This is a genomic window from Sphingomonas sp. BK580, from assembly GCF_014194975.1.
Classification (GTDB): Bacteria; Pseudomonadota; Alphaproteobacteria; order Sphingomonadales; family Sphingomonadaceae; genus Sphingomonas.
Genome location: NZ_JACIAY010000001.1, coordinates 592,890 through 606,287, shown reverse-complemented (window position 1 = coordinate 606,287; position 13,398 = coordinate 592,890). Strand labels below are relative to the sequence as shown.

At 69.1% G+C, this 13,398-nt stretch carries 6 protein-coding genes; 5 read left to right on the top strand and 1 reads right to left on the bottom strand.

Going from position 1 to position 13,398, the window contains the following annotated elements; all coding sequences use genetic code 11:
• Positions 1–38: 38 nt before the first annotated feature.
• On the top strand, positions 39–1,967 hold the full coding sequence (locus FHY05_RS02700) for an NPCBM/NEW2 domain-containing protein (protein ID WP_183942840.1): 1,929 nt from the start codon (positions 39–41) through the stop codon (positions 1,965–1,967).
• Between the two features lie 425 nt (positions 1,968–2,392).
• Positions 2,393–5,095, top strand: a complete 2,703-nt coding sequence (locus tag FHY05_RS02695; RefSeq protein WP_183942839.1) for a TonB-dependent receptor — start codon at positions 2,393–2,395, stop codon at positions 5,093–5,095.
• A 239-nt stretch (positions 5,096–5,334) separates the two neighbouring features.
• Here the strand turns inward: FHY05_RS02695 and FHY05_RS02690 are convergent, their stop codons facing one another.
• Positions 5,335–6,171, bottom strand: coding sequence for a helix-turn-helix transcriptional regulator (locus tag FHY05_RS02690; RefSeq protein ID WP_183942838.1), 837 nt, complete (start codon positions 6,169–6,171; stop codon positions 5,335–5,337).
• Between the two features lie 94 nt (positions 6,172–6,265).
• Here FHY05_RS02690 and FHY05_RS02685 point away from each other — a divergent pair, with 94 nt between their 5' ends.
• From FHY05_RS02685 to FHY05_RS02675, 3 genes are all read left to right on the top strand, one after another.
• Positions 6,266–7,168, top strand: a complete 903-nt coding sequence (locus FHY05_RS02685; RefSeq protein WP_183942837.1) for an SDR family oxidoreductase — start codon at positions 6,266–6,268, stop codon at positions 7,166–7,168.
• A 151-nt stretch (positions 7,169–7,319) separates the two neighbouring features.
• Positions 7,320–8,318: an amidohydrolase family protein gene (locus tag FHY05_RS02680; protein WP_183942836.1), complete on the top strand. Its 999-nt coding sequence runs from the start codon at positions 7,320–7,322 to the stop codon at positions 8,316–8,318.
• 394 nt (positions 8,319–8,712) lie between these two features.
• Positions 8,713–13,353 (top strand): YadA-like family protein, encoded by a 4,641-nt coding sequence (locus FHY05_RS02675; RefSeq protein WP_183942835.1) that lies wholly within the window; start codon positions 8,713–8,715, stop codon positions 13,351–13,353.
• Positions 13,354–13,398: the final 45 nt, after the last annotated feature.

Here is a 13,398-nt window from a genome sequence, read left to right as displayed (position 1 = left end):
GAAAAACTATGATGTGGCGAACAGCGAGGTTCCGTCCGATGCGCCTGCCGATCCTGCCTCTCGCCACGCTCGCGCTCGTGCTCGCCCAGCCGGCCGCGGCCGCGGCCGACCCGCTCGCCCCGAGCGGACGCTGGTCGGCGCCCGAGCACGCCGCCGCACGCACCCCACCGATGGGGTGGAGCTCGTGGAACGCCTTCCGCACCGAGGTGGACGAGGAGAAAGTGCTCGGCGCCGCGCAGAAGCTGGTCGACAGCGGGCTGGCCAAGCTCGGCTACCGCTACGTCAACGTCGACGATGGCTGGTGGCTCAAGCGCCGTACCAGCGACGGGCGGCTGATGATCCGCACGCGGATCTTCCGCTCCGCCGCGGTGACGGGGGGCGACAGCAGCTTCCGCCCCTTCACCGACCGGCTCCACGCGATGGGGCTCAAGGCGGGGCTGTACAGCGACATCGGGCGCAACGCCTGCTCCCAGGCCTATGACCTCCACTCGCCCAACCTGCCCGAGGGCACGACGGCGGAGCGCGAGGTCGGCCTCTACGGCCACGTCGACCAGGACGTGGCGCTCTACTTCCGCGACTGGGGCTTCGACTATCTCAAGGTCGATGCCTGCGGGATCAACGTCTACGCGCCCGGCGCCCCGGTGGTGGTGCAGAACGGCTATCGCGCCTTCCCGCCGCTGATCGACCAGGCCTCGATCAACCGCACCGACGTGGCGCAGGTGCGCTCGCTCTATGCCGCGGTCGCCGCGGCGATCGCGCGCTATCGCCCCGACGGTGACTCGATCCTCGCGCTGTGCACCTGGGGCAGCGCCGACGTGCGTCGTTGGGGCAAGGAGGTCGGGCAGATGTGGCGCACCAGCCAGGACATCACGCCGCACTGGACGCGCATGCTCCACTCGTTCGACAGCGCGTCGACCCGCGCGCTCTACGCCAAGCCCGGCGCCTGGAACGATCCCGACATGCTGTTCATCGGCCAGGGCGATTTCGACGCGCAGCACCTCACCGAGGCGCGCACGCACTTCGCGCTCTGGGCGATCATCAACGCGCCCTTGTTCATCGGTTACGACCTGCGGCAGGCGCCCGACAGCCTGATGAAGATCTGGGGCAATGCCGACATCGTGCGCGTCAACCAGGACCCGGGCGGCCACCAAGGCGTGATCGCCTACGCCTCGGACGACGTGCAGACGATCGTGAAGACGTTGAGCACCGGTCACAAGGCGGTGGTGCTGCTCAACCGCGGGCTAGCGCCGGCGGAGATGAACCTCACGGCCGCACAGCTCAAGCTAGCGCCCGACGCGCCGGTCACCCTGCGCGACCTGTGGAGCGGTCGAACCCTCGCGCCCTTCACCGGGGAGACGACGTTCACGCTGGCACCGCGCGAGAGCCGCGTCTTCGAGGTGAGCGGCACGCGACGGCTGCGCGACGGCATGTACCTCTCGGAGGTGCCCGGTGACGTCAATGTCGCGATCGACGGCGTGGTCGCGCCCGAGCCCGACCCGTTGGTGCACCGCATGATGGGGCAGTGGAGCGGCACGCGCGACACCGGCGAGCGTCCGATCTACGCCGGCTGGGGCGGCGCGCAGGCCGACGCGACACCCTACGACCAGACGCTCCAGGTCGCGGGGCGCAGCTACGACACTGGCATCGGCGTGCTGGCGCAGTCTCGGCTCGAGGTGCGCACGCGCGGTGCCGCGCGGTTCGAGGCGATGGTCGGCGTCGACGATTCCACCCGTGACACGCGCGACGCCGCCGAGTTCCTGGTCTACGGCGACGGCCGGCTGCTCGCGCGCTCGGGCGCGATGCGCTTCGGCATGGCGGCGCGCCCGCTGCGGGTTGAATTGCGGGGCGCACGCGTCGTCGAACTGGTCACGCGCAAGGTCGGCCATGCCACCGATCTGCCGCTCGTCACGACATGGGCAGAAGCGGCGTTGCGCGGCGGCGGGGCTGGCCCCGCGTCGCGGCGATAGGGCATCCGCTCCGTGGCGTGAACGCGCGACCCTCATCGGGCTCTGTCGCGGCATCGGCCGAACCGCTCGGGCCCCGGCGCGCCCGCCGCAGGCCGCACCGACGACAGAGACTGTGCGGCGCACGTTTGTTGCGCAGCTGTCGCCCCCAGCGTTACCTTCCAGCCATATTCTTGTGCTTTCGCTTCTTTTCCAATTGCCGTCTATGTTGCGAGCACGATAGCACAGCGAAAGAAAGCGCGCGGACGTGAGCGGGCGATCGGCCCGGTGGAGCGGAAAGCCGGGCGCTTCTGGTCAGCGTTCTCGGGATGGATGACGGAACAGACCGCGGGATGGCCGCGCGATCGGGTGAGGCCGGCCAAGGCCCGCGCGAGCAGCAGCGACGCCGGTGCGACGAACAACGATGTAAAACGAAACAGGGGGCTAACATGAAGAGCTGTGCATACCGCCGACTGCGTCGAACCCTCCTCATCGGTAGCGCGATCGTCTCGGCCGGCGCCGGCGCGCAGGCGCAGACGATTGGCGCGAACGCCCCCACCGACGGCACCGAAGTCGCCCCCTCGGAGGCGGAGGGCACCGACGTCGTGGTCACCGGCCTGCGCGCCGGCATCGAGCGCTCGCTCGCCGACAAGCGCCGCTCGATCTCGGTCGTCGACGTGATCTCGGCGCAGGACATCGGCAAGTTCCCCGACAACAACCTGGCAGAGTCACTTCAGCGCGTGCCCGGCATCACGATCGACCGCTCGGTCAACGGCGAGGGGCAGACGATCAACCTGCGCGGCCTCGGCCCGCAGTTCACGCGCAGCGAGATCAACGGCGGCACCGCGCTCAACGGCTTCGACTTCAGCGTCCTCGCCCCCGAGTTGTTCGCCAAGGTGACGGTCGAGAAGTCACCGACCGCCAGCACCGTCGAGGGCGGGCTCGCCGGCACGATCCTGCAGGAGACGCCCAAGCCCTTCGACATTCCCGGCTTCCGCGCCACCGCCACGGGCGGCGTCACGATCGGGCAGAAGGGCAAGGCGGTGCCGCGCGTGTTCGGGCTCGTCAGCCAGAACTGGGACGACCGCTACGGCATCACCGTCGCCGCGGCCTATTCGAAGACCGACTTCCGCACCAACGAGGTCGATTTCGGGCCCTGGGTCGCCTTCCGCAACATCGCCTCGGCCGACGTGCTCGCCACCGCGCCGGCGACGCTGCTCGACGCCGCCACGCCGCGCACCACTGCCTTCTACAGCTACCAGCAGAAGCGCGAGAATCTCGGCGTCACGGTGGCCGGACAGGCGCGCCCGACCGAGCGGCTCGAGCTCACCGCCGACTTCCTCTACGCGCGGCGCAAGGGAACGCAGATCGACGATCGCCCCGACGCGCCGATCGAGGGGACGAGCTTCTTCGCCGACGGCACCAGCTCGCCCGGCAACCAGGCGCCGACCGACTATGTCATCGAGAATGGCGCGGTCACCCAGGCGACCTTCCGCAACATCCAGAACCGCGTCGGCTACAGCTACCAGCCGCAGGAGAACAAGGTCTACCAGGGCACGCTGCGCGCCAAATGGGAGGCGGCGGATCATCTGACGATCACGCCGGGCTTCAGCTACGCGCACCAGCGCTCCAGCAACGAGCTCGACCTCTACTCCTTCGCCGCCTACGGCGCCGACGTGACGTATCGCGTCGACGGCGACGTGCCGCGATTCTCCTCGACCGCGACCGACTTCAGCAGCAACCCCGATCGCTTCGGCTACAACGTCTTCATCTTCAACCGCGCGGTGAACACGATCGACGAATATGTCGGTCGCGTCGACGCGACCCGCGAGTTCGAGGGCGTGCCCGGGCTCACCAGCGTCCAGGCCGGCGCGCGCTACACCCACCGCACCTCGCGCCAGGAAGCGCGCAACGTCGGGCTGTACAACGGTGCCGAGCTGCTCGGGGCGAGCCCGCTCGGCCTCGGTGCGTTCGCCGCCACGCTGCCGTTCAGCGTGCGCAACGCGACCACGCCCGATCGCATCCTCTCGGTCGACCGCGACAAGCTGATCCAGACGATCTACCCGGGGCTGGACCCGTTCACCTCGGACCAGTTCGCGACCGATCCGCAGGGCGACCAGCTCAACTCCTTCCAGGTGGTGGAGCAGACGTACGGCGGGTACCTCCAGGGCAATTTCACGATGGGCGCGCTGTCGGTCAACGCCGGGCTGCGCGTGATCGTGACGGACACGTCGTCGGACGGCTTCGGCCTGATCGGCACCGAGCTGACCCCGAGCAACGTCGACGCGCGCTACACCAACTTCCTGCCCGCCATCAACGCGCGCTGGGAAGTCGCGCCCAACATGCTGATCCGCGGCACCTACTCGCGCGCGATGACGCGCCCCACGCTCGATCAGCTGAGCCCCGCGACGACGATCAACTCGGGGCCGCGCACCGGCAACCGCGGCAATCCCAACCTGCGGCCGTATCTGGCCGACCAGGAAGACCTCGGCTTCGAGTGGTATTTCCACCCGGGCGCATTGCTGACGATCAACGGCTTCGCCAAGCAGATCGGTTCGCTGATCTCGCAGACGACCGTGTCGGAGCTGGCTAGCTTCCCCGATCAGGAGACCGGCCTGCCGACCAGCGGCATCATCGCCTTCACCCAGCCCACCAACGGCGACAGCGCGACGATTCACGGGCTGGAGGCCGGGCTCCAGTCGCCCTTCTTCTTCCTGCCCGGCGCTCTGAGCTACTTCGGCACGATCCTCAACTTCACCTATGCCGACAGCAAGGCCAGCGTGCGCAGCGCCGACGGCGTGTCGCGCACCACGCCGCTGCCTGGCCTGTCGAAGAAGAGCGCCAACGCGGTGCTCTACTATGATCATGCCGGGGTCGACGCGCGGCTCGCTTATGCCTGGCGCAGCGCCTATCTGCGCGACGACAACGTGGGTCGCCAGTTCGGCGCCGAGCGCTACGTCCGCGACTACGGACAGCTCGACCTGTCGGTGAACGCCTTCGTCACGCGCAACGTCCAGCTCGGCTTCAACGTCAACAACCTGCTGGATACGCAGCGCAAGGAGTACATCCTGATCGGTAGCGGCGCCGAGCTGCCGGCCAGCTTCCTCGAGCAGGAGCGCCGCTTCGTCCTGACGGCTCGCCTGATCATGTAACGCGCGGGGGGACCGGTCGAGCGTGGACCTTCTCGGCTTCCCGGATCCCGACGACGGGGGCGAGGGTGGGAGGGTCGCGATCGAACGCGGTGCGCCCCTTGTGCGATGCTTTCGCCAGCGATCGACGTGAGGCACCTGGACGCTTGCTCCCGCGACCGAACGAGCGAACGAAGGTGGGGGGCGGGCAGGGTGTCGGGAGTGACTGCTATCGAGTCGTCCGCACCCCGCCGTCTCCGTCCTTAGCTCCCGCGTTCATCCAGCAGGACCTGCAGCCGCGCAGCGTCATCGCGAGTAGCAGGGTTGTAGATGATCATCCCTAGTTCGGGCCGTCCCTCGACCGCGAACGACGAGAACTCCATCGCCAGCAACCCCGCGTCGGGATGGTGGATCCGCTTCACCCCCTCGCCATGAGCGACGACGTCGTTGTCCTGCCACAATGCCTCGAACTCGGGGCTGAGCCGCGACAGCTCCGCGACCAGCTTCGTGACCTCGGTGCTGGCGCTGGCGCCCGCGCGCGTCACGTCGGCGCGGAACGCGCCGACGACGAAGCGGGCGATGCTGTCGAAATCCGCGTTGCGGGCGCGGACACGGTCACTGCCGAACATCAGGCGGAGGATGTTGCGTCCCTCGCGCGGCAGCTTGCCGTAATCGGTCAGCAGCACCGCGGCCGCGCGGTTCCAGCCGACTACGTCCCACATCGCGGTCTTGATGATCGCCGGGCTCAGCACCATCCCGTCGAGCACCCGTTGCAGGCGGGGAGTGATGCCGTCGACCGGCTCATAGCGCGCCTCGGGAGGACGCCCCAGACCGAGCATGTAGATGTGCTGGCGCTCCGGCTCGGTCAGCATCAGACCCCTGGCGATCCGGTCGAGGACATCCGCGGATGGCGCGCCGCCACGGCCCTGCTCGAGCCAGGTATACCAGGTGGGGCTGATGTTCGCGCGGCTCGCCACCTCCTCGCGGCGAAGGCCGGGGGTGCGGCGCCGGCCGCCCGTGAAACCGAACGTGGCAGGGTCGAGACGGAGGCGGCGATCGCGCAGGTAGGTGCCGAGCGCGTTGGGTGAGTCGCTGGCCATGGCCGATCCTGTTGCTGCTTATACCATGATACGCTCACTACTTTAACAGGGTCGATCGCGCGGCGATACGTCCTTCGTCAGCGAGGAGACTCCCATGCGCGTATTTCTGACCGGCGCGACCGGCTTCATCGGCTCCCACCTCATCCCGGCGCTGCTCCAGAGCGGCCACGATGTCCTCGGGCTCACTCGGTCCGACGCCGGGGCGCACCGGCTCGAGGCGGCCGGGGTCGCAGTTCATCGCGGCGACCTGGAACGACCCGAGACGCTTGCCGTGGGGGTCGCCGCGGCCGATGCGGTGATCCACTGCGCGTTCGATCACGATTTCGCGAAGTTCGTCGAGAATACCCGGAAGGACGAACGCAACATCGCCGCGATGGGGGCCGCGCTGGCCGGGACGAACAAGCCGATCCTGATCACCTCCGGCATCGGCATCGGTACGCCGCGCGGGGGCGGTCCGGCGACCGAGGATGTGCTCAACCCGCTCCATGCCAATCCGCGCATCGTGACGGAGCTTGCCGCCGCAGCGCTGATCGCCGAGCGCGTCGACGTGCGCACCATTCGCCTGCCGCAGGTGCATGACACCACCAGGGCCGGTCTGATCACGCCGCTGATCGCCGAGGCGCGCCGCGCCGGGGCGGTGGCCTATCTCGGCGAAGGGAAGACGCGTTGGGCTGCGGCGCATATCAGCGATGTTGCCAGGCTCTACGTCCTGGCTCTGGAGAAGGGCCAGCCGGGCGCCCGATACCATGCCTCGGTCGAGGAGGGGATCGAGGCACGCGCGATCGCCGAGGCCATCGGCAAGGGAGCCGCGCTGCCGGTCCGCTCGATCGCCGCCGACGAGGTCGAGCGCTACTTCGGCGGGATGGCGCCGTTCGCTGCACTCGATATGACTGCGTCGAGTGTCTGGACCCGGGCCCGACTGGGATGGGAGCCTAGCGGTCCCGATCTGCTCGCCGACCTCGCCAGGATGGATTACTCGCAGCCTGTGACCGCGTGATCGATCGCCGTTGCACGCCGGCTTGAACCATCGTCGGGCTTAGTGGCAGGCTCGTAGCGTAGCTCGCGCCACCGACGGTCTCGGAGGCTGGCCGGTCGGCAACCTCTCACCCTGTTCGGCGGTTGCGAGCCAACCTCGGACGGAGACGTCTATGCGCCTGATCGCGATCGAAGAACACGTCTTGCCTCACAGCGTCCGTGAGGCGTGGGCCGCTGCTCCACCGCCGCATGACCCGGTGTCAGCGATCGCGGATGGGGGCGAGACGGGCGAGCGCCTGGCCGACTTAGGTGAGGGTCGCCTCGCGTTGATGGACGAGCAGGGCGTCGACATGCAGGTGCTCTCCTTGACCACGCCGGGTCTCCACAACCTGGAACCCGTCCCGGCGGTCGAGGCCGCCCGACGCGTCAACGATCTGATCGCCGGAGCGTGCGCCCGCCACCCGAGCCGCTTCCAAGGCTTCGCGGCCCTTCCCACCGCCGACCCCGACGCCGCGCCCCGCGAGTTGGAGCGTGCGGTCCGCGAACTCGGGCTCAAGGGTGCCTTGCTGTGCGGGCGCACGCGCGAGCGGCATCTCGACCATCCTGCCTTGAGGCCCATGCTGGCCAAAGCAGCGGAGCTCGGCGTTCCGCTCTTCATCCATCCCCAGACACCGTCTCCGGCAGTGCGTGAGGCCAATTACTCGGGGATCGGCGAACGGGCCGACCTGGCACTCGCCGCCTTCGGCCTAGGCTGGCACTACGAGGCAGGCTTGGCGTGGGTGCGACTTGCGGCAGCGGGTGTCTTCGACGAGCTGCCCGGGCTTCAGATCATCCTCGGCCACTGGGGCGAGGTGGTGCTGTTCTACCTCGAGCGCACTGCGGCCGTCCTGGGCCGCGCGCTCGAGCTCGATCATTCCCTCGCCGACTACGCGCGCAGCAATCTTTACGTCACCGGCAGCGGTATGTGGAGCGAACCTTATCTGCAGCGCTGCCTGGACATCGTCGGGGCGGATCGCCTGCTCTTTTCGACCGACTACCCGTATCAGTATCGCCCTGGTGGCGAACCGCGTCGCTTCCTCGACACCGTGACGCTGGACGACTCGGCGCGACGTGGCTTGGCCTATGCCAACTGGGAACGACTGACCGGGGCGGCAAGCGACCGGGGCCGGTAGCTGTCGCCGCGGATCGGCAGATCTAAGCCGATGTAGAACGATCCTGAACAAACGGCGGCTTCGAGGAACCAGTAGATCGCTTCCGAAGACCGCTCGCCGGCAACCCATCATAGCAGGCGACCGATTAACAGCTCACGCGAGCCGCGCTTCTTCATGGTACCGGTATTCGCTCCGTGTAGAGAATATGGTCAAGCGAGGGGGAGGCGCCGGCATGACGATGCCGGAACATGGGCTTTCGCTGCAACATCGGCACACCCATGAACGCGACTAACAAAGCGATAATCATAGCCCTTAGCTACGACCTAGGTATAAGTGTCTCTCTATTAACCTAGTAGATTTCCAGCTGTTAACCAGCGGACGCGATCCCGTCTCCATCGCTCAGACGGGGGTTGAGATGTCCGTTTCCATTCGCGCCGCACGTCGCGCCAAACGTTTCCGGCTGCGCCAGTCGACCTGCCTCACGCTGCTCGCCGGTGCCGCGGCGTTGCAGTCCGCGTCCGCGCCCGCGCAGATCCTGTCATTGTCGGGCCTCAACGACAGTCTCAACGCGCTGACCACCACCGTCACCGCCCAGGGCACGCAGATCACCGCGACCACCAACCTCGCCAACTCGCTCAACACCAACGTCAACACGTTGACCACGACGGTCGCCAACCAGGCCGCGACATTGCAGACGGTGCAGGCAGCGACCAGCGCGAACATCAGCAACCTCGCCACGGTGACCGCCGCGGTGAACCTGCAGCAGACGCAGCTCACCGCCAACACCAGCCTGCTCAACACGGTCAGCTCGGGGCTGGGCACGCTCGGCTCGACCGTGGCGGCGCAAGGGACGACGCTCCAGGGGCTGCAGACCACCGTCGCCGGCAACGTCACCAACCTCGCCACGCTGACGACCACGGTGAACCAGCAGGGGGCGCAGGTCAGCGCCAACACCAGCCTGCTCGGGACGGTGAACGCGGGCCTCGGCACGCTGGGTGCGACAGTGGCCACCCAAATGAACGCGCTACAGGGGCTGCAGGCGACGGTGGCGGGCAACGTCGCCGAGGTCGGCACGCTGACGACCACAGTGAACCAGCAGGGCGCGCAGCTCACCGCCAACACCAACCTGCTCGGGACGGTGAACGCGGGGCTCGGCACACTCGGCTCGACCGTCGCGGACCAGGCGACCGCACTGCAGGGACTTCAGGCGACCGTCTCGGGTAACGTCGCCGACGTGGCGACGCTGACGGCGTCGCTCAACCAGCAGGGCGCGCGGATCAGCGCCAATCTGGGGGCGCTCACCACGCTGAACGATGGGATGACCGCGCTCGCCACCAGCGTGGCGGGGCAGGGCCAGACCGTGCAGGCGCTGCAGGGTTCCGTCGGCACGCTCACGGGCGATGTCGCGATCGCCGTAAGCGAGATCGCGCGCCAGTCGACCGATATCGGCGCGCTCCAGGCCAGCGTCGGCGCCAACGTCACCGACGTCGCCGCGCTGCGTGCCACGCTCGGCACCACCGGCAGCGACGTGACCGGTCTGCAGACCCAGGTGGCCGACCATGAGGTGCGCATCGCCGCCAATATCGCGCAACTGGGTACGCTCGGCGTCACCGTCGGCGCGCAGGGCGCGACACTGACCCAGCAAGGAAGCGATCTCGCCACCGCGGCCGCCAATATCGCCAGCCTCCAGGGGTTGGTGGCCGCGCAGGCCGGTACGCTCGGCACGCTTGGTACCGCGGTTGCCGCGCAAGGTACCCTGCTGGGCGACCAGGACGCGCGCATAACGGCGAACGCCGACGCGATCTTGTCGCTGCGCGCCATGAGCGTGAGCGGCAATGTCAGCCCGGTCCAATATGTCACTCCCGGGGCACCGACGGTGGCGACTACGACCCCCACCAACGACGTTGCCGTGCTGGGCGCCCAGCACGGCCCCGTTCGGGTCCACAACGTCGCGGATGGTCAAGTAGCGGCGGGGTCGAGCGACGCGATCAACGGCGGGCAGCTCTATGACGTGAGTCAGCAGGTCAGCGGTCTCGCCGCTGCCACGGTGCGCTATGATGACTCGACCCGCGCGCGCATCACGCTCGGCGGCGCCAATGCCGCGCCGGTGATGCTAGCCAATGTGGCGCCAGGCAGCACCGCGCCGGGCTCGACGGACGCGGTCAACGGCGGGCAGCTCGCCGACACGAACGCGGCGGTGGCGGCGTTGCATGATGACGTCACGAGCCAGGCGGGCGATCTCGCGACCGCGCGAAGCAGCCTCGCCGCGCTCGGCACGACAGTGACCGCGCAAGGCGTGCTGCTGGGTAGCAACGCGAGCGCGATCGCTGCCGTGCGTAGTGACACCGAGCGTGGCGCGATCGGCCCCGTGCGCTACTCCGATCCGGCGATCCCGACCGTGCCCAACGGGGGTATCGTGACGCAAAGCCTGACCTTGGTCGGACGCGATCCGGGCCCGGTGTCGCTGCACAACGTCGCGGAGGCGCAGCTGTCGAGCGGCTCGACCGACGCCGTCAACGGCGGCCAGCTGTTCGCGCTGGCACAGAGCTTCCAGGGATTAAGCGATCTCGCGCTCCGCTACGACGACTCCGGCCGCGGCTCGGCGACCTTGGGGACGGCGGGTGTGCCGGTCGGATTGCGCAACGTCGCCGCCGGGACGCTCGCGGCGGGCTCAAGCGATGCCGCGACCGCGGGCCAGCTGTTCGACACCAACCAGACCGTCGGCACGCTTACCAACGTCGCCGCGCTCCAGGCCGGGCTGATCGGCGCGCTCGACTCGCGCGTGGGTGGGTTGTCGCAGGATCTGGATCAGCTCAACACCGCACTCGACGGCGGTGCGCGCGGGCCGGTACGCTACTCCGATGCCGCCACGCCGACGACGCCGAACGGCGGTCGCGTCTCGCAGGATCTCACGTTCATCGGCGCAGGCAGCGGCCCGGTCCGGCTGCACGGCGTTGCCGACGGCTTGGTCGCGGCGGGTTCATTCGACTCGGTGAACGGCAACCAGCTCTTCGCGCTCGGCAACGCCACGGCGAGCGCGCTCGGGAGCGGCTTCCGCTACAATCCCGCCAGCGGTTTCACGGGCAACTTCACCTTCAACGGCCGATCGTACGGCTCGGTCCAGTCGGTGTTCGGCGCGATCGAGACGTCGCTTGCGACCGCACCGGCCACGGGGTCGGGCGGGAGCGGAAGCACGGGCGCGGGCGGCGCGAACACCGCCGGAACGAAGTATTTCCGCGCGAACTCGACGATGGCGGACAGCGCTGCCTCCGGCTTCGACTCGACCGCTATCGGCCCCGCGTCGGCCTCGTCGGGCGAGGCGGCGATCGCGGTGGGCCGTAATGCAGTCGCTGGCGGCACGAGCTCGGTCGCGATCGGCGACGGCGCGAAGGCGATGGACGGCAAGGCGGTGTCGATCGGCCTCGGCAACGTCGCCTCGGGCGATGGCGCGGTGGCGATCGGTGACCCGAACTACGCGACCGGCGCAGGCGCGACCGCGCTCGGCAAGGACAACAACGCGACGGGCATCGGCGCGATCGCCCTCGGCAACGTCAACGTCGCGAGCGGCGACGGCAGCACCGCGATCGGTTCCACCAACCAGGCGAGCGGCCTCGGTGCGGCCGCGCTCGGCTTCACCAACGTGGCATCGGGCAATGGCGCGATCGCCATCGGCACGAACAACAGCGCGACCGGGGATGGGGCGCTCGCGATCGGCGCGAACGTCGTGACCAACGCCGCCGACACGCTCGCGATCGGCAACACCGCGAGCGCGCAGGGCACGCGTGCGGTCGCGATCGGCAACATGGCCGCCGCGACGGCGACGTACGCCGCGGCCTTCGGCTTCAATGCCGAGGCCCGGGACTCCTACTCGACTGCCGTTGGCACGGTCGCGCACGCCGAAGGCTTCGGATCCACCGCCGTGGGTACGCTGGCCAGCGCCAGTGGATTCGCGACGAGCGCGATCGGCTCCGGCGCGATCGCCGACAAGGACGGCAGCGTCGCGCTCGGCTCGGCGTCGCAGACCACGCGCGGCGCGGTCAGCGGCTACACTGCGTTCGGTCTCACCGCGCCGCAGGCGTCGCTCGGCGAGGTGGCGATCGCACGCAACATCGCCTACCTCAACCCGGGCACCAACACCTACTCGCCGATCGGAAACCGCCAGATCACCGGCGTCGCCGCGGGTGCCGCAGACACGGACGCGGTCAACGTCTCGCAGCTGCGCGGCGTGTCGAGCGCGATGGGCGCGGCTCTCGTCGCGGGCTTCGGCGGCGGGGCGAGCTACGACGGCCTGACCGGCGCGCTGGCAGCACCGAGCTACACGCTCGACGGTGTCACTTACTCGAGCGTGGGCGACGCGCTGCAGGCGATCAACGCGCGGCTGAGTGGCGCACCGGCGGGTACGCCGGGCGCCCCGTCGAACGGCGCTGCGGGCGGCGCTCCTCCGCGCACGAACACCGATGGAGGCCCCACGCCGGCGCCGGTCTCGGCAGGCGATGCCGGCGCTGGCGCGAGCACCCAGCTGACGGCGACCACGACGCGGGTCGCCGCCGTCGAGACTCGGGTCAGCTCGGTCGAGACCAAGGCGGAGGCGGCGCTCGCCGCCAGCAGCCGTTCGATCCAGTATGACGGCGACGGCAGCGACTCCGTCACGCTGGGCGGCGAGAAGGCGGTCGCGCTGCACAATCTCGCGCCCGGCACGTCGGACGGCGACGCGGTGAACGTCGCCCAGCTCAACGGTGCGATGGGCGCCGCGGTCGACGCCGCCAACAGCTACACCGACCAGCGCGTCGCGGCGCTCTCGTTCGACCTCGGCCGCGTCAACCGCGACCTGAGTGCGGGAGTCGCCGGGGCGCTGGCGATGGCCGGGATGCCGCAGCCCTACGAGGAGGGAAAGAGCATGTTCTCGCTCGGTGCCGGCACCTTCCAGGGGCAGTCGGCGGTAGCGATGGGCGTGTCGCGGATCATGGAGGACGGCCACACGATCGTGAAGCTCGGCGCCACCTATAACAGTCGTAAGCGCATCGGGGCCAACGTCGGGATCGGCTATCAGTTCTGATCCGTCGACGCGGCGAAGACAGGGCAGGGGCTGATCGACCCTGCC